14 protein-coding genes and 1 pseudogene are annotated in these 16,652 nt (G+C 65.1%); 9 read left to right on the forward strand and 6 right to left on the reverse strand.

The genetic code is table 11. The features are described from left to right. Positions 1 to 43: 43 nt before the first annotated feature. The 3 genes from QF047_RS04235 to QF047_RS04245 all read right to left on the reverse strand — a co-directional run bounded on the left by QF047_RS04235 (position 44) and on the right by QF047_RS04245 (position 2,897). Positions 44 to 517 carry a hypothetical protein gene (locus QF047_RS04235; protein ID WP_307274335.1) on the reverse strand — a complete coding sequence of 158 codons (474 nt, stop codon included), beginning with the start codon at positions 515 to 517 and terminating at the stop codon, positions 44 to 46. A 95-nt stretch (positions 518 to 612) separates the two neighbouring features. Then, positions 613 to 1,311: a response regulator transcription factor gene (locus QF047_RS04240; protein WP_307274337.1), complete on the reverse strand. Its 699-nt coding sequence runs from the start codon at positions 1,309 to 1,311 to the stop codon at positions 613 to 615. Continuing rightward, positions 1,308 to 2,897 (reverse strand): HAMP domain-containing sensor histidine kinase, encoded by a 1,590-nt coding sequence (locus QF047_RS04245; protein ID WP_307274339.1) that lies wholly within the window; start codon positions 2,895 to 2,897, stop codon positions 1,308 to 1,310. Before QF047_RS04245 ends, QF047_RS04240 begins: the two co-directional genes overlap by 4 nt. Positions 2,898 to 3,258: 361 nt before the next feature. Here QF047_RS04245 and QF047_RS04250 point away from each other — a divergent pair, with 361 nt between their 5' ends. Both QF047_RS04250 and QF047_RS04255 read left to right on the forward strand, forming a co-directional pair. Beyond that, the gene (locus QF047_RS04250; protein ID WP_307274341.1) at positions 3,259 to 4,605 is read left to right on the forward strand and encodes a BTAD domain-containing putative transcriptional regulator; all 1,347 of its coding nucleotides are present in this window, start codon (positions 3,259 to 3,261) and stop codon (positions 4,603 to 4,605) included. 141 nt (positions 4,606 to 4,746) lie between these two features. Next, positions 4,747 to 6,012, forward strand: coding sequence for a sensor histidine kinase (locus QF047_RS04255; RefSeq protein ID WP_307274342.1), 1,266 nt, complete (start codon positions 4,747 to 4,749; stop codon positions 6,010 to 6,012). A gap of 102 nt (positions 6,013 to 6,114) precedes the next feature. Here QF047_RS04255 and QF047_RS04260 read toward each other — a convergent pair whose 3' ends face one another. Both QF047_RS04260 and QF047_RS04265 read right to left on the reverse strand, forming a co-directional pair. Next, the gene (locus tag QF047_RS04260) at positions 6,115 to 6,921 is read right to left on the reverse strand and encodes an ANTAR domain-containing protein (protein WP_307274344.1); all 807 of its coding nucleotides are present in this window, start codon (positions 6,919 to 6,921) and stop codon (positions 6,115 to 6,117) included. Between the two features lie 176 nt (positions 6,922 to 7,097). Next, entirely contained in the window at positions 7,098 to 8,348 is a 1,251-nt protein-coding gene (locus QF047_RS04265) for an Nramp family divalent metal transporter (RefSeq protein WP_307274347.1), read from the reverse strand. Between the two features lie 179 nt (positions 8,349 to 8,527). Between QF047_RS04265 and QF047_RS04270 the strand changes: the two genes are divergently transcribed. Together QF047_RS04270 and QF047_RS04275 are read left to right on the forward strand one after the other, a co-directional pair. Beyond that, positions 8,528 to 8,854 (forward strand): helix-turn-helix transcriptional regulator, encoded by a 327-nt coding sequence (locus QF047_RS04270; protein ID WP_306635134.1) that lies wholly within the window; start codon positions 8,528 to 8,530, stop codon positions 8,852 to 8,854. Then, entirely contained in the window at positions 8,851 to 9,657 is an 807-nt protein-coding gene (locus QF047_RS04275; protein ID WP_307274349.1) for a cation diffusion facilitator family transporter, read from the forward strand. The genes QF047_RS04270 and QF047_RS04275 overlap by 4 nt, the downstream gene beginning before the upstream one ends. 257 nt (positions 9,658 to 9,914) lie before the next feature. On the opposite strand, the gene QF047_RS04280 is transcribed toward QF047_RS04275, so the two are convergent. Next, positions 9,915 to 11,534, reverse strand: coding sequence for a cell wall metabolism sensor histidine kinase WalK (locus tag QF047_RS04280; protein WP_307274351.1), 1,620 nt, complete (start codon positions 11,532 to 11,534; stop codon positions 9,915 to 9,917). Between the two features lie 320 nt (positions 11,535 to 11,854). Between QF047_RS04280 and QF047_RS04285 the strand changes: the two are divergent. The 5 genes and pseudogenes from QF047_RS04285 (at position 11,855) to QF047_RS04305 (ending at position 16,646) form a co-directional block, all read left to right on the forward strand. Further along, positions 11,855 to 14,348 (forward strand): annotated as a pseudogene (locus QF047_RS04285) (molybdopterin oxidoreductase family protein). Then, positions 14,345 to 14,806 (forward strand): hypothetical protein, encoded by a 462-nt coding sequence (locus tag QF047_RS04290; protein ID WP_307274353.1) that lies wholly within the window; start codon positions 14,345 to 14,347, stop codon positions 14,804 to 14,806. The pseudogene QF047_RS04285 and the gene QF047_RS04290 overlap by 4 nt, the downstream one beginning before the upstream one ends. Before the next feature lie 41 nt (positions 14,807 to 14,847). Beyond that, entirely contained in the window at positions 14,848 to 15,372 is a 525-nt protein-coding gene (locus QF047_RS04295) for an HPP family protein (protein WP_307274355.1), read from the forward strand. A gap of 66 nt (positions 15,373 to 15,438) precedes the next feature. Beyond that, positions 15,439 to 15,876, forward strand: a complete 438-nt coding sequence (locus tag QF047_RS04300) for a hypothetical protein (RefSeq protein ID WP_307274357.1) — start codon at positions 15,439 to 15,441, stop codon at positions 15,874 to 15,876. Positions 15,877 to 15,971: 95 nt separating this feature from the next. Next, positions 15,972 to 16,646, forward strand: coding sequence for a DUF6766 family protein (locus QF047_RS04305; RefSeq protein WP_307274359.1), 675 nt, complete (start codon positions 15,972 to 15,974; stop codon positions 16,644 to 16,646). Positions 16,647 to 16,652: the final 6 nt, after the last annotated feature.

Here is a 16,652-nt window from a genome sequence, read left to right on the forward strand (position 1 = left end):
GTTATGGCCTCCTAGGGAAAACCTTGGTGCGGGTGGTGAGGTGCTAGCGGTCGCCGCCTTTATCGTCGCCGGCCTCGCGGAGCCCGCCCTTGTCGTCGCCGAGGTCGTGGGTGGCGCCGTCGTCTGAAACGCCGGGTGCGCGGAGGCCGCCGTTGTCGTCGTCGAGGTCGTGGGTGGCGCTGTCGTCTGAAACACCGGGTGCGCGGAGGCCGCCGTTGTCATCGAAACCTTGGGGCGGCGGGTTCTGCGTGATCTGAACCGGCGCGACAGTCTGCGGTTCGGCCGCGACGAGCGTTTCGCCCGCTGCCTGCTGGGGTATCGCGGTGATTCTGGCACTGGGGGTTGGAGTGGAAAGCGAGTCCTCCGCCTTGGCAGTGTCACTGCCGGACTTCACGTCGGCAACCACCACGCCCGGCGCTACGGCGGGGGGAGGGCCAGCGCTGGCCTGGGCCAGGACGGCGGTGAGGCTTGCTGCGCCCACAGCGGCTGCAACAGGGAGATACCAGAACTTTTTCACGGGTTTCGCCTTTCTTGGGGTGTTTCCACCCTGGGTTGTGTAATCACTGTGCCCGGAGACGGTGAGAGGGAGATGAGACGTTCATGAGAGAGCTCTCATGCGCCCGAAGAGGTCTTAGATGGGGAAGCGGGCGCTGCCACAAAGCGGTATCCCGCGCCGCGGACGGACAGGAACCTTTCCGGGCCAAGCTTGTTGCGCAGGTACCCCACGTAGACGTCCACCACATTGGAGGACCCGTCAAAGTCGTATCCCCACACCCGGCTCAGCAGCTGTTCCCGGGTGAGCAGCTTGCCCTCGTTTTCCAGGAAGGCCCGGGCCATGGCGAATTCCCTGGCGGACAGCGGCACCGTCCGGCCTCGGACCCTCGCGCTGCGAAGGTCAACGTCCAGGCTGACGTCCCCGCGCACAGGGACTGGCGGCACGCGAACCCCCTGGTTATCGCGGAGCCGCAGGCGGATCCGGGAGAGCAGCTCCTCGAAGCGGAAGGGTTTCGTCATGTAGTCGTCCGCACCGCCGTCGAGCGCTGCAAGGGTGTCCTGGAGTGAATCCTTGGCCGTCAGGACTATTACCGGAACCGCACAGTTCATCGCCCGCAAGGCTGCAAGCACCGCCAAGCCGTCCATTCTGGGCATGCCAATGTCCAGGATGAGCAGGTCGAACTCCCCGGAGCTGCCGTAGTCCAGAGCCCGGATGCCGTCTTCCACGGATGCGGTAGTGAAACCTGCCGCGGTAAGCCCCTTGGTGATGAAGCTCGCGATCCGTGGTTCGTCATCGGCGATCAGGATCCTCGTCATGTAATTCCTCCTGGCAGTGAAAGGACAAAGCGGCTGCCCTCATCCACCCGCGAAGTAACGCGAAGTGTTCCGCTGTGTGCCTCGGCGATGGCCTTGACGATCGGCAGCCCCAGCCCCGATCCTTCCTTGCCGCGGGAAACCCCGGCCCTGGCGAAACGGTCAAAAATCCGTTCCTGGTCCGTTGCACTGATGCCGCAGCCCGTGTCAGCAACCCAGATTTCGAAGCCGGCACCGGAAGGTTCGCCATGCTTCAATGCCCCGGTGCCACCCGGCGTCGTGCCACCCGGCGTCGTCCCATCCGGCGTCCCGCTCTCAGCCCCTGTCCCGGTCCAGGCTGCACCGAGGGAGATGACATCGTGCCGGCGCGTGGAATGTACTGCATTGGCAGCGAGCTGTTCCACGGCCTGCGTCAGGCGGTGGCGGTCCCCGCGGAACCACCCTCCGGGCATGCTTTCAATCTGCCACCGGCGGTCTGCCAGCACCTGGATCCTGTTCATGGCCGCCTCCAGGAAGGAGTCGACGTCGATCCAGTCCGGCCGGAGGAAGTCCGGACGGCCGCTGCGCGCCAGCAGGAGCAGCTCATCCACCAGGGATTGCATCCTGTCCAGCTCGTCCAGGAGCAGGACCTGCGTCTCGGCGACGTCCCGGGGGTCTCCTGCCTGGAGCAGTTGGACGTGGCCGCCGATGATGGTGAGGGGTGTCCTCAGCTCATGGCTGGCATCATCCACGAACCGGCGCTGGTCCGTGATGCCGGTCTCCAGCCTGTCGAGCATGCGGTTGAAGTCCGTGGCCAACTGCGAGACGTCGTCATCGCCGGGCGGGACGAGGACCCTGCCGCTCAGGTCCTCGAAGGTAATGGACTCGGTGGCCTGGCGCAGGCGCCGGATGGGAACAAAAAGCCGTGCCGTCACGGTGAAGCCCACGGCCCCCGCCAGCAGCAGCGTGGCAAGCGAAACCATCGCGAAGGTCCCGAAGGACTTTATGGCCTGCTCCCGCTGCTGCCCGATTTCATTCGCTGCCACTAAAAGTCCACCGACGGTTCCATCACCCAGCGCAACGGAGGTGATGGCCAGGCGCACCTGGCGGCCGTCCAGGGTCATGTCATGGAAGACGGTCCGCCCTTCACGGTGCTCGGCGCGGGCGGTGTCCAGCAATTGGGCAGTAGCAAGATTTGTGGGCTGTTCTCCTGCGGGCAGGAAAGCGTTGCCCCCGTTGACGGTGGCCATCACGGAGTCGTAGCGGCCCGGAGTGTCCCCCTGGAGGAAGGCGGTGAACAGTGCATCAAGGGAGCTATAAGGCCCCCCGCCCGGAACACCATGCTCCACGATGTTCTGAAGCCGCCCCGACTGGAGCAGGAGTTCCTCGCTGACCCGGCTGTTGAGGTTACGCAGGTCAAGGGCGAGTGTGGTGATGCCGGCAACTAGGAGTCCGCCCGCCAGGAAAGCCAGCACCGTGGCGAGTACCCGGAAACGGACCGTCCGCAGTCCCGCCCGAAAGCGGTGCCAGCTCCCGGCGAGTGAGGCCGGGCCCATGATGGCGGAACCTCCGTGGCTGGTAGCCGTCCCCACTGCCACGTCCTTTCCCATCGCGCCTGCCTCGCAGCCGCCGTTGTCACAAACCGCTGCTGTTTCGTGTTTCTGCAAAATTAGGGGGGACCGGTTGGGAAAAGCTTTGGCAAGGCCACTCGTCCCCACATTGGGCTACCTAGGGTTTTCCCAACATTTGGCCCTCGATTGTCCAATTCATCGACTGACCGGCGGAAACGCTTCCCAGGATGGTTTTCTTTCATCCAGTCCTTTGCGGAATGTTGCTGGTTCGCCGTGCGTAGAAGCGGCCGTCACCTAAGTAGCGCCTCCTCAAGAACCGAGTACCCGGCACTGTTGTTCGCCTGTTTGCCCGCCGCTTCAATGATGACCAGCAGCACTCGACTACTTGGGGGAAGCCTTCGTGATTACTATTGAACTGGCGGAAAAAGCAGCCGATGCAGGTACCGTTCGTGAAGCGCCTATCCAGGCGCCGGCGCTTCAGATCTCTGTTTTCGGACCGCTGACAATCCGCGGCGGCGCCAAGGAACTGACCGCCAACGACCTCGGCGGACCCAAGCCCCGCCAGGTACTCGAAATCCTCTTGCTGAGTTTCGGCTCGGCGGTGTCCAAGACCCGCATCATGGACCTGCTGTGGGACGGCAACCACCCCGCCGTTGCGCTGCCCACACTCGAAAGCTACGTCAGCGTCCTCCGGCGCCACCTGCAGCCGGGCGCAGGCAGGACAGGCCCCCTGCGGACCGTCACCGGCGGCTATGCCATCGACCGGTCACTGGTGGAACTCGATCTGGACCGTTTTGAAACCTTGGTCAAAACGGCGGGCCAGGCCGAACCGCGTGAAGCGCTCGCGTTGCTCACGGAAGCACTTGACCTGGCTTCGGCTCCGCTGCTCGGGGACGAACTGCTGCCGGCCTGGGCTGAGCACGAGCGCGCCTTGCATGCACAGCAGGTTGGCGTTGCCCGTGTCCTGGCCGCAGAGGCCGCGCTTTCTGTCGGCGAGGTTGGCGACGCCATTGCCTTCAGCCGCGCGGCGGTGAAGGAAGATCCGCTCAACGAACGGGCATGGACAGTCCTGATTCTGGGGCTGGAGTGCAATGGGGAGAACACCGAGGCCCTGCGGACTTTTGACCGCTTCCGCCGGGTCATGGATGAGGAATTGGGCTGCGCCCCGGGTGCGGCGCTGAGGGATGCACAAGCCAGGCTCCTGACAAGCACCGCCGCAACGTCCGGAGCTCCGGACATCCGTGGCCCCATCCATGTGGTCAAGGAAAGCCGCAGCTCTGCTCCCACAGCAGCCCAGCAGGAAGCGGAACGCCTGCGGATCCTGATCGTTGACGACCACACCACGTTTTCGGACCTGCTGGCCGGAGCGCTGGACCGGGAGCCGGACCTCAAGAGTGTGGGAGCGGCCAAGTCAGTGACATCCGCCGTGGAGATGTTCCACGACCTGCAGCCCGACGTCGTAATTATGGACCTGCATCTTGCTGACGGTTCAGGACTCCAGGCTTCCGAGCGCATTCTCTCGGAACATCCCGAAGCCCGGATCGTTATGCTGACCGGCAACCCGTCACAGGACGCGCTGCGCGAGGCCGCCGGCTTGGGGGTGTGCGCATTCCTCCCGAAGGACGGCGCCCTGGGAGTCATGCTGAACGCCCTGAGGCACGCCCATCCCGGCAACCTGATTGTGCATCCGTCCCTGCTCGCCAGGTTGGGCAGCGGGCCCTCGATCCTGCCGGGACTTTCGGCCTAGCCAGGGCTGCCTGCCATGCGTGCACAACATCCTCCAGAGGCCTCTCCGGCCACCCACAGCGCTAACGTTGTCGCCGAGCGGCGCGAGGTTAGGGCGGCTGTTGCACGTTTTCTTACGGCAGGTTTTATAGCCCTGGTCCTGGTGGCCACACCCGTTGTCTTCTGGATCCGGGCCGCAGCGGAACAGCACGCTTTGGACAACGCAAGGGACGTCACCCAGCGTCTGGCGGACAGAATAGTGGGACCCCTCATTACGGACCAGCTCCTGGCCCACGAACCTGCCGCGGTGCAACTGCTGGATGAGCGGCTGGAGCCATGGCTGGCGGAGAGCGGCGTGACACGGATCAAAGTGTGGGATGCGCGCGGCGAGGTGATCTACTCAGACGCCGAATCCCTCATAGGGCAGAAATTCCAGCAGGAGGAATGGGCGCGTCGGCTGCTCGAAGGCGGGCCGGCGACAGCCACCCTGGAGCCACAGGACGCCGAAGAAAACGCCTTCGAGACCGGCTCCGGCGAACTCGTAGAGGTTTACGTCCGCTCAGCTTCCCAAAGCGGTGCCCCGATGATCTTCGAAACCTACTCTTCAGGCGACGGAGTCCGGGGGGAACAGCAGGCAGTCCTGATGGGTATGATTCCGCCGATGCTGCTGTCATTGGCGGTCCTGCAGCTGGCACAGCTGATTCCGGCCGTCCGGCTGGCCCGAAGGATCCAGGTCCACCAGGCTGCACGCAACGCCCTGCTGCATTGTGCAATCGAAGCATCAGACCACGAGCGGCGGCAGATCGCCAGCGAACTCCATGACGAAGTAATCCAGGACTTGTCCGGGCTGGCCTATGCCTTGGAATCGGTGGAGCACCGCGGCCCGGACGAGCAGGGGCCCGTATTTTCGAAGGCACGGACCATGTTGCAGGACAACATCCGCACCCTGCGGGCCATGACCAGCGAGCTCTATCCTCCCGATCTCGACGAGCTCGGGCTTAAGGCGTCCCTCACCAGGCTTGAGGCGCCCCTCGTAGAGCGCGGCATCACGCTGACCGTCGAGATCCCGGACAAGCTCCTGCTGGACCGGGACCGGGCTGTGCTGGTGTATCGGGTGGCGCGCGAGGCCCTGGTTAACGCCGCCAAGCATTCTTCCGCGCAATCCGTTTGGATCCGGATCAGGCAGTCCGGCCAGGTCACCCAGATCACGGTCTCGGACAACGGCCGCGGTTTCACCCCGGGCGAACCCCGCGCCGAAGGCCATTTTGGCTTGCGGATCCTGGGGGACACGATTCAGCAGGCCGGCGGTTCCCTTGAAGTCCGCTCCTCTCCGGGGGCGGGAACCATTGTTTCCGCCACATTCGGTGGGGGTGTCTCTGCCGTCCGTTTCACCGGCGGGCAGCCGATTGCGTCCTCTATCCGGGCTTGACGGCGGCGGTTCTTGGTTGCGCGCCACCGCCCCGGATCCGTGTGGGCGGAAGGAGGGACCGTCGTCGTCAATTCGGGCCGTCCGCGGGGACGGCCCGTTGCTTCATTCCTTGAAATGGGTAAAAGGGGTGCCGCCCGGCAGCTGCTGCAGCATTGTTTCGGCCACCACGCGGGCTTTGACGTTTCGGTGGCTGGAGGCCTCGGCAAGGATGTGGAAGGCGTCCTCGTAAGAGCACCGGTTTTCCCCCATGATCACTCCGCAGGCAACGTCAATGGACGTACGTCCCTGCAGGGCCGCCTGCAGATTTTCCGCCGTCGCCTGTGCTGCCCGGAGCTCTGCTGCCGAGAGGTAACTGGCGGCCGCCAGTCTGCTGAAGGCGGTGGCAGCAACAATGACGCTGGGAGTGAAGACGTTGTCCTGTTGGGCGACCAGGGTCATCGCTGACCTGCTCCCCGCGTAAAGACGCAGCGGCAAGGACAGAAGCGACCTGTAGCCGGCCTCGCCGAGACGGTGGTAGCTGGAAGGCCACCGCGGATCCGCAGGGTAGCGCTTGACGATGACGGCCAGATGCCCGGCCAATGCGTGGGATACTGGTCCGTCCCCGCTGTTTTCATCCAGTTGTGCGAGACAGGCGGCGCCGCTGCTGGTGCCCGATGTCAGTGCCGCCTGGCGCGGGCGGACAAGGGAAACAGTACCGTCCAACCTGCAGCCGGCCAGCTCGGACAGGGCCGACGCTGCAGCCATCGAGAGGAGCTGGAGGGAAGCTTCGTCGCTGCAGGCGCGCAGGTCCAAAAGGATGCCGAAAGCCGGCGGGGCTGCTGACTGGCCGCGCAAAGACGATGCCCCGCTGCTTCCGTCACCGGCCCGGTCATGATGATGCGCCCGCTTCAGGCGCACCTCGATTCCCATAACCTGCTCCCGTCACCAACGCATGTCCTCGCCCAATACCTCTAGCTGCACGTTACGGGGCAGGGGAGCTGGAGTGCCCGAGTAACGGGTACTCGACTTTTCAGCAGGCCATTACTGCGGCTGCCTCGTTCCTCGCGGGCCCCTGATATCAACCGGCGTTCCGCCGTCAACCTGGCTCAGGAATGGCCGGCGAGCGTCAGGGTAATGAGGACGATGTTCAGGCCCACGATCAGCGTGGCACTGGTCCAACCGGCAATCTTCAAGGCTTTGGAGTCCGTGTGGATGCCCATAACTTCCCGTTTGCCGGTCAACCGGATCAGCGGGATCAAGGCAAACGGGATACCGAAGCTGAGCAGCACCTGGCTCAGGACCAGGGCAAGGGTGGGTTCGATTCCGGCCCCCAGGATGATCAGGGCCGGAATCAGCGTGATGATCCGGCGGGTAAGCAACGGGATGCGGACCTTCAGCAGACCGCCCATAATGGTGGCCCCGGCGTAGCAGCCCACCGACGTCGACGCCAGGCCGGAGGCCAGCAGTCCGATGCCGAAAATAATGCCGACGGCGGGACCCAGGGCCGAGGTGACGGCGGCATGGGCGCCGGCGATGGTGTCCGTCCCCTCGATGCCGCGGAGGCTGGACGCGGCGAGCAGCAGCATCGAAATGTTGACCACGCCCGCCAGCAGCAAGGCGCCCAGGACGTCGAACCGGGTAGCGCGGATCAGGCGGGTCCGAACGGCAGGATCCTCCGAGAATCCGTGCCGGTCCCGGGCCAGGGCGGAGTGCAGGTAGATCGCGTGCGGCATGACAGTGGCGCCCAGCATACTGGCGGCGAGCAGGACGGTGTCCGTGCCCTCAAAACGCGGCAGCAACCCGCCCAGGGCGCTTCCGCCGTCGGGCGGGTTGACGAACAGACCGGTCATGAACGCGACAGCGATGACGCCCAGCAACACCAGGATTGCGTACTCGAAGGTCCGCTGGCCCTGGCGGGACTGCAGCGCCAGCAGCAGCATCGACGCCACACCGATGATCAGGCCGCCGGCCAGCAGGGGCAACCCGAACAGCAGGTTCAAGGCCACCGCACCGCCGATGACCTCGGCCATGTCAGTGGCGCCGGCGACGATCTCTGCCTGCACCCAGTACAGGCGCCGCCGTTTGGTGCCCAGCCGCTTCCCCAGGATTTCCGGAAGGCTCATCCCCGTGGCGAGGCCCAGCTTGGCGGACTGATACTGGACGAGGACTGCCATGGCATTGGCCACCACCAGGACCCACACCAGCAGATACCCGTAGTTGGCGCCCGCGGTCAGGTTGGCTGCGACGTTCCCGGGATCCACGTAGGCGATCGCGGCGACAAAGGCAGGGCCGAGCAGCAGGAGCCTGGACCACACCTTGCGTGGTGCGGGGCGAAGTTCAAGAGCGGGTGCAGCCATCGTCAAAATCCTCATCATCGGGGCGTTCTGATACGAGGATAACCGAAAGTTAGGCATACCGAAAAGTAGTTTTTAGGGCCGCCAGCTCAAGGGCGTTTTAGCTCCGGGTGCTCAGAAGTGTCTTGGCCCCGTGGTGATACAGCTTTCCTTGAATACATCCGTGGATGTACTTTGAGGATATGGAAACGCTCACCCAGGCGCCCGTGCTGGCCCGGTTCGGTTACGCGGTCTCAGACCCCACCCGAGCCCGGATTCTCCTGACCCTCGCTGATGTCCCGTCCTACCCGTCAGATCTTGCGGACGCCCTGGGCGTGTCCAGGCAAAGCATGTCCAACCATCTGACGTGCCTGCGCGGATGCGGCCTGGTCGCAGCCGTCGCGGACGGACGCAGGACCCGGTATGAACTCGCGGATGCCCGGCTGGGCCACGCGATCAAGGACCTGCTCGGTGTTGTCCTGGCAGTGGATCCGTCCTGCTGCGCCCCTGACGGGACGTGCCTCGCATGACGGCCGTGCTCCAGACGCCCCTCCAGCAGCGGCGGGCCGTCCTGTCCCGCAGGATCCGGCTGTTCGCCGCGGCGACCATCACTTATAACGTCATCGAAGCGGCAGTGGCGCTCTGGGCCGGCGGGGTGGCCGACTCCTCGGCCCTGATCGGGTTCGGCCTTGATTCCCTGATCGAAGTGACGTCAGCCCTGGCGCTGTCGTGGCAGTTCTCGGCCAAAGACCCGGAACGGCGCGAACATCTGACCTTGCGGATTATCGCTGTCTCCTTCTTCGCCCTTGCCGCTTTCGTGGCCGGGGACGCTGCGCGTTCCCTTGCAGGCGGTGGCGAGGCCCGGCATTCGACTCCCGGGATCATCATCGCGGCCTTGAGCCTGGCGGTCATGCCCGGCCTGTCGTGGGCGCAGCGCCGCGCGGGCCGGGAACTCGGATCCCGGACCGCCGTTGCCGACTCCAAGCAGACGCTGTTGTGCACCTACCTCTCGGCCGTCCTGCTGGTAGGCCTGGTCCTGAACAGCGCCCTGGGCTGGTGGTGGGCCGACGCCGGAGCCGCCCTGGTGATCTCCGGCATTGCCGTCCGTGAAGGAATCAACGCCTGGCGCGGGGATATCTGCTGCACCATCCCCGGTGCTGATGCGCAGCACAGCGAAGGTGACGACTGCTGCGCATCGGCAAGCATGGATTACGGGTTCCCGTCAGCTCCTGCTGAAGCGGAAGAGGGCGCCGCGTGCTGTGCGGGCTGCGGATCGGAGTCGACACCCGCGCCGACGGCCCTCACGCTTGGACGGGGACCGGACCAGCGATAGAAGCGTTCCTTTGCTGCGGGGAGCCAGTCGGGCTGGCGCAGCTGCGGAAACCGTGCGTGAAAGATCCGCTTGGCGGTGCCGGCTTCTCGACACCGCCAAGCGCTAAGACCTTCGGTTGTTTCCGAATCAAGGCCCTGGCGCTACCGGGCCCAGATCCCAGTTGCAGTTGCCGCGCGCTTCAGGCCTTACACCGAATACTGTGCACGGCGTTGCTCAAGAGCCGGGGCAGGTGCGATCAAGACTTGCTCAAGAATGGCTCAAGTTGTGGAACTGTCCCGGGCAGAAACCAGGGGGCGGGCCAGTACGTCTGCGTCCGGCAGTGTGATTGTTGCAGTGGTTCCTTTTCCGTGGGTGCTCGTGAGGGTGATGCTTCCCCGGTGGTTTTCGATGATGGCCCTGGTGATCGCGAGTCCCAGGCCGGCGCCGGGAATGGCGGAGGAGTGGGCTTTGGCGGTGCGGAAGAAGCGGGTGAACGCCTGGGCCAGATCTTCCTCGGTCATCCCGGCTCCGGTATCGGCCACCTCGCAGGTGAGATTCTGTCCGCTGGTGCTGACGCGGACTGTGACAGAACCGCCGGAAGGAGTGTATTTGATGGCGTTCGACACCAGGTTGTCTATCGCCTGCCCCAGCCGGTCAGGGTCGAAGCGCCCGGTGGCCGGACCTTCTGCTTGCAGGTGCACGGTGACGCCTCCGGCCTTGGCCCGGGGACGGGCGGCTTCAACACTCTGCGCGGCAACTTCGGCCAGGTCAGCCGGGCGGGGAGTGACGGTCACTGTGCCGGAGGCTGTGGTGAGCAGGTCGCCCACCAGGGTCAGCAGGCGCTCAGCGTTGCGTTTGGCCACGCCCAGGCAATGTTCGACGTCGGGATCAAGACTGTCGTCATCCATCGCCAGGGCCAGGTAGCCCAGGATCGATGTCAGCGGCGTCCTGAGCTCATGGGAGACACTTGCGACAAACTGGTCCTTGGCAGAGAGCGCCTCAACAAGTGCGGTGACGTCGGTTAGGGCCAGGACAGCCCCGTAATGCCGGCCGTCCGGAGTTCTGATCAGCCTGCAGGTGGCCGAGTATGCGCGCTGGCCGGTTCCACTGCCGATCCACACCAGTTCATCGGTAAAGGGCTCACCTCGCGCCGCCCGGGTGCGTGGGTGCCGCTCCGGGGGAAGGGGCTGTTTCCGGTCAATGCCGTAGACCGGTAGGCCTGGACCGTCACCTGCACGTGGCTCCGCGCAGATGGCTCCGGCGGGGTGACTGGCCTGATGTTGGTTGGTGAGGATGGTGCGCCCTTTGTCGTCGAGGGCGCAGACCGTGACACTGACGGTGTCCATGACGGTGCCCAGCAGCTGCTCCCGGTCCTCGCTGGCTGCCAGCAGCCGCCGGACCTCGACTTCCTGTTTTTCCAGCAGGAGCCGCTGCTGGCGGAGGGCCTCGGCAAGTCCATAGGTGGTAATTGCCATCGCTGTCAGGATGACCGGCAGCAGCACAATCCGGATGAAGGAGGCGCTCGTGTAGCCCGTGCCAAGGATTGCCGGCGGAAGCGCGACGCTGAGGAAGGCAGCCAGCACAGCAATGATTATCCCGCTGCGCTGCGGGCCGTGGGACAACCAGACGACCGGAAAGACCAGGAGGAAGCCGAGCACGGCCAGGTATTGGTCGCCGGCTTCGCGGGACAGGCCAATGGCGAGGCAGTCCAGCACCGGGATGATGAGGGTTGCCCGTTTCGGAAACCGTTCCCACGGCACCAGGGCGCAGGCGGCCAGCAGGACGAGATGGCCCCACAAGGTATAGGGGAATGGTCCGGCCCACTCGAAATCCGGGTGCAGGACCGCCGCCAGGACGAGGACCAGCAGCATGGTGATGGACAGCGGAAGCTGGAACATGACCGTTCGGCCTCTGGTCCCCAGCGTGCGGAAGTAGCGCGCGAGCCACTTAAAAAACATTGTTCCCCCCAGCCCTGCCCCAACAGGTCAGTATTCGTGAAGCCTACTGCCTGCCCGGATCTGGAAAAAGAATCTCCGGGACAAATCTCTCCTGTGACGTAAGCACTGGAAGCGGCGGTGCTTTACTCGCCGGAATGGTAAGGCTACTGTCAATCACGGGATGATCTTACGGCTGACCTGCGTAAACAGTACTTTCAACCGGTCACCCGCGGTGCGTTGGAACTCGGACAAGGATGTCCCGGACGAAAGGAAAAACGGCCATGGTGGACCGGATCGCTGACATCTGGGGGACCCGTACGCCATTTGCCCGGGGGGAGCGGTGGCCCGTTCGGGTGGACCAGGTCCTCGCCACCGGGCTGACCGAGCAGAACGTGGACCGGTGGGTACAGTCCGCTTGTGTCCTATGCAGCAACGGCTGCGGCATCGACATCGCCGTCAAGGACGGCACCATGGTGGGCGTCAGGGGCCGGGCGATCGATGTGGTCAACCACGGCCGGCTCGGTCCCAAGGGACTCTTCGCCTCCTGGCAGGGGGTCAGCAACAAGGACAGGCTGACCCGGCCCCTGATCCGCGAAAACGGGGAACTCGTGGAGACCGACTGGGACACCGCCATGGACCGGATCGTTTCCCGCAGCAAGGCATTGCTGGACGAGAAGGGACCGCTGAGCCACGGCTTCTACACGTCCGGCCAGCTGTTCCTGGAGGAGTACTACGCCCTGGGCATCATCGGCAAGGCCGGACTCGGGACCCCGCACATGGACGGGAACACGCGGCTGTGCACGGCCACGGCCGCGGCAGCGATGAAGGAGTCCTTCGGCTCGGACGGGCAGCCCGGCAGCTACACGGACATCGACGAGTGCGACGCGATCTTCCTCTACGGCCATAACATGGCCGAGACCCAGACGGTGCTGTGGGCCCGGGTCCTGGACCGGATCTCCGGGCCCAACAAACCGTTGGTGGTGTGTGTGGACCCGCGCTCCACCGAAGTGGCCCGGCACGCCGACGTTCACCTGCCCGTACGGCCGGGCACCAACCTGGCACTGATGCACGGACTGCTCCGCGAAGTGATCCGCAACGGGTGGATTGATCAGGACTACATCGCCGCGCATACGCTCCGCTTCGAGGATCTGGCGGACAAAATCGAGGCCTGGACACCGGAGGCCGTTGCGGCCGAATGTGGAGTGGATGCGGCCGCGGTGGTGGAAGCGGCCCGGATTTTCGGGACCTCGCAGCGGGTACTCTCCACGGTGCTGCAGGGCTTCTACCAGTCCGCCCAGGCCACCGCCTCGTCCTGCCAGGTCAACAACCTGCACCTGCTGCGCGGCATGATCGGCAAGCCAGGCTGCGGAATCCTGCAGATGAACGGCCAACCCACCGCCCAGAACACCCGCGAGGCAGGGGCCGACGGCGATCTGCCGGGCTTCCGCAATTGGGAGAATTCCGAGCACATCAAACAGCTGGCCGAGCTGTGGGACGTGGACGAACTCGTTATCCCGCACTGGGCCCCGCCCACCCACGCAGCGCAGATCTTCCGTTACGCCGAGCAGGGCTCCATCAAGTTCCTGTGGATCTCCGCCACCAATCCTGCCGTGTCGATGCCGCAGCTGCCCCGGATCCGCGAAATCCTGGCCAAACCAGAGCTCTTCCTGGTGGTGCAGGACCTCTACCTGACCGAGACAACCAAGTATGCCGACGTCGTCCTCCCTGCTGCCGCCTGGGGGGAAAAGACCGGGACGTTCACCAACGTTAACCGCACTGTCCACCTGTCCGAGCAGGCAGTGGAACCGCCCGGCCAGGCCCGCAGCGACCTCCAGATCTTCCTGGACTACTCCCGGCGGATGGACTTCCGCACCAACTCCGGCCGTCCGCTGCTGGACTGGGAAGGCCCTGAGGACGGATTCAACGCCTGGCGCGAGTGCAGCAAAGGCCGGCTGTGCGACTACACCGGCCTCAGTTATGAGCGGCGGCGTGGCGGAAGCGGCATCCCTTGGCCGGTCAACGAGGAACACCCGAACGGTACAGACCGGTTGTACGGGGACGGGGTCTTTCCCACCCACGCCGATGTCGCCGAAGAATACGGCCACGACCTCACCACCGGAGCCACCGTGGGGGAGCAGGCGTACAAAGCCATGGCACCGAACGGGCGTGCCATCTTCAAAACAGCGGCGTACCAGGGCGCGCACGAAACCCCCGACGGCGAGTACCCCTTCCGCTACACCACGGGCCGGACGGCCTACCACTTCCACACCCGCACCAAGACGGGCCGCTCGCCGCAGCTGCAGGATGCTGCCCCGGCCATGTGGGTGGAGATGGCGGAGAGCGATGCCGGTGCGCTGGGGTTGGGGGAGGGCGACGTGGTACGGGTCGAATCCCGCCGCGGCCACCTCTTCGCCCCGGTGCGGATCGCCAACATCCGTACCGGCACTGTCTTTGCACCCTTCCACTACGGGTATTGGGACATTGAGGACCCCACCGACGCCGATCCGCAGCAGCGCCCGCGGGCGGCCAATGAACTGACCTTGACCGAGTGGGACCCGGTATCGAAGCAGCCCGTCTACAAGACTGCCGCGGTGCGGGTCACGAAAGTCAGTGACCGCCACCGGCCCGGCACCAGCGCCCACCACCACCGCATCCCGTCCCGCCCGTGCAGGCCGGGTGCCCGCAACGGTGGGCGGGGCAGCCGGCGACGTGAGCGAGACGATCGCCCCCACCGAACCGCCGGCTGTGGCCCCCAAGGAGGAGGAAAGGCCATGAAGCTTCCCATCTACCTGGGGCTGCTCCACCGCTCCGAACACACCCTGGCCGAATCCTTTCGGCAGGTGGCCGACGGCCACGGCGATGAGCCGGATGTGTATTTCCTGTGCCGGTCCCTGGCGGATCAGTGCGAAAAGCACGAGCAGGATCTGCTGCCCATCGTGGAGCGCTACGGCGAGGTTGAAAAGGACGACGAGCCCGAGCGGCTGCATGCGGACGGCCTGTCCAGCACCCGCTCGGGGGCGGTGGGATTGCTGCGGGACCTGCAGGACCTCTACCTGCTGGGTTCCCTGGTGGACATCACGTGGACCGCCGTCAAGCAGGCCGCCCAGGGCTTACGCGACGCGGAGCTCCTCGCCGTGGTCACCCGCTGTGAGGGCGAGACAAAAATCCAGCTCGAGTGGCTGTCCACCCGCATGAAACAAGCCGCCCCCCAGGCCCTGATCGTCGCCGAGTAAGCACAGAACATGCCCCGGACCGTACCTAGAGGAGGTGCCCTGTGACCGACGTTTCCCGCCTGACCAAGAGCCGCCCCGGTGTGGCCATATACGCTGCCGTGCTGTCGCTGGTGGTGCTGGCAGCCGCCGGGGCGGTGGGGCTGGCGCTCCGCCAGCCCTGGCTGTTCCCCAGCCTGGGGCCCACAGTGATGCTGTTCTTCGAGTCCCCGTCCCAGCAGGCCTCGCGGCCCGTCAATACCCTCGCCGGCCACGGCGTTGGGCTGGTGGCCGGCGTCGCCATGCTTTATGCCTTCGGTCTGCAGGACCGCCCGCCGGCGCCCCTGGCCGGACTTAACCCCGCATTCCTGCTGGCCGGGGCATTGTCCGTGGCGCTGACCACGCTGGTGCTCACATTGCTGAAGACGCCGCACCCACCGGCAGGGGCAACCACCCTGATCGTGAGCCTGGGCATCTTGACCAGCCCCGCGGAACTGGCGGCCATGGCCGGGGCCATCGTGCTCATCACCGTGGTGGGCTGGGGGCTGAACGTCCTTTTCGGAGTGCGTCCCGGGCGGGAGAAAGGCTGATGGTCCAGCCGAAAATACACGCTGGGTGCGGGTATATCCAAAGACTGGCAGTTGGAAAGGAGAAGCATGGGAAGTAGAACCAGATCCGACGCCGGGACAGTTGGCAGGCCCGGCACTTACGTTTGGGCCGTGGCAGGCATCGCTGCCCTGCTGGCCGTATCCGGCTGCGCCCCCGACGGAGCTGCCCCTGCCGATGCGGCACAGGAATTCCACCAGGACCTGAGCCGGTCCGACTGGTCCGCCGCCTGCGCCATGCTGCAATCCGATACGCGCGGGAAGACAGCCCAGGAACAGGAGAGTTCCTGCGAGGACCACCTGGGGAACCTGCAGATCCAGGAGCCGGGAGCGGTGACGCGCACCGAAATATACGGGCGCGCCGCCTTTGTGGAATTTGAGCACGATGCAGTCTTCCTGGCTGCTGCGGAAGGCGGCTGGAAGATCACGGCAGCCGGGTGCACACCGAACGGTGACGCGCCCTACACCTGTGAAGTGGGAGGCAACTAGTCATGCGTTGGAGTTTTGCCCTGTACCTGATCCTGATTTTCGGCGGACTGGCCTACATGGCCGTCGTCGGACTCGTCCACGGATAGGAGGAAGCGGTGAAAAAAGCGCTTCGGAACAACGGACTGAGCCTCTTCTTCGGGCTGATCTTCCTCCTGGCCCTGCTGGGGCAGGGGCTGACCGGCCATGCCCTGTTCAACGAGGAACAGCTCGCGAACGGACTTGAGGAGATCAGCCTGGGCCAGTACCTCACCTCCTCCCACTTTGCGGTGGACGTCTCGGAAAACTGGCAGTCCGAATACCTCCAGTTCCTGCTCTACATCCTTGCCACGGTCTGGCTGGTCCAGAGAGGATCACCCGAATCCAAGGAACTGGATGAGACCGGAACCGAATCCGACAAAGACCAGCTGGTGGGCGAGTACAGCAACGAGAAATCGCCGGCCTGGGCCAAAGCCGCCGGCTGGCGCCGCACGGTCTTTTCGAATTCTCTAGGGACCATCATGGGGCTGATCTTCGTCCTGTGCTGGCTGGTCCAGTCCATAGCCGGCAACAGCGCCTACAACGAGGAGCAGCTCAGGAACTTCCAGCAGCCCGTTTCCTGGACCGAGTACCTTGTGTCTGCAGAGTTCTGGAACCGCACCCTGCAGAACTGGCAGTCGGAATTCCTCGCCGTCGGGTCCATGGTGGTCCTCTCCATCTACCTCCGCCAGCGCGGCTCACCCGAGTCCAAGCCTGTTGGCGCTGCCCACGACGACACGGCCTTGACCGGCTAGCCCGGG

The sequence above is a fragment of the Arthrobacter sp. W4I7 genome, from assembly GCF_030816215.1.
In the GTDB taxonomy this organism is placed as follows: Bacteria; Actinomycetota; Actinomycetes; order Actinomycetales; family Micrococcaceae; genus Arthrobacter; species Arthrobacter siccitolerans_A.

What these genes read in the sequence shown, in the direction of transcription:
- QF047_RS04240 (WP_307274337.1), bottom strand. Translation starts at nt 1,311, where the DNA reads ATGACGAGGATCCTGATCGCCGATGACGAACCACGGATCGCGAGCTTC.
- QF047_RS04245 (WP_307274339.1), bottom strand. Translation starts at nt 2,897, where the DNA reads ATGGGAAAGGACGTGGCAGTGGGGACGGCTACCAGCCACGGAGGTTCC.
- QF047_RS04260 (WP_307274344.1), bottom strand. Translation starts at nt 6,921, where the DNA reads ATGGGAATCGAGGTGCGCCTGAAGCGGGCGCATCATCATGACCGGGCC.
- QF047_RS04265 (WP_307274347.1), bottom strand. Translation starts at nt 8,348, where the DNA reads ATGGCTGCACCCGCTCTTGAACTTCGCCCCGCACCACGCAAGGTGTGG.
- QF047_RS04270 (WP_306635134.1), top strand. Translation starts at nt 8,528, where the DNA reads ATGGAAACGCTCACCCAGGCGCCCGTGCTGGCCCGGTTCGGTTACGCG.
- QF047_RS04275 (WP_307274349.1), top strand. Translation starts at nt 8,851, where the DNA reads ATGACGGCCGTGCTCCAGACGCCCCTCCAGCAGCGGCGGGCCGTCCTG.
- QF047_RS04280 (WP_307274351.1), bottom strand. Translation starts at nt 11,534, where the DNA reads ATGTTCCAGCTTCCGCTGTCCATCACCATGCTGCTGGTCCTCGTCCTG.
- QF047_RS04290 (WP_307274353.1), top strand. Translation starts at nt 14,345, where the DNA reads ATGAAGCTTCCCATCTACCTGGGGCTGCTCCACCGCTCCGAACACACC.
- QF047_RS04300 (WP_307274357.1), top strand. Translation starts at nt 15,439, where the DNA reads ATGGGAAGTAGAACCAGATCCGACGCCGGGACAGTTGGCAGGCCCGGC.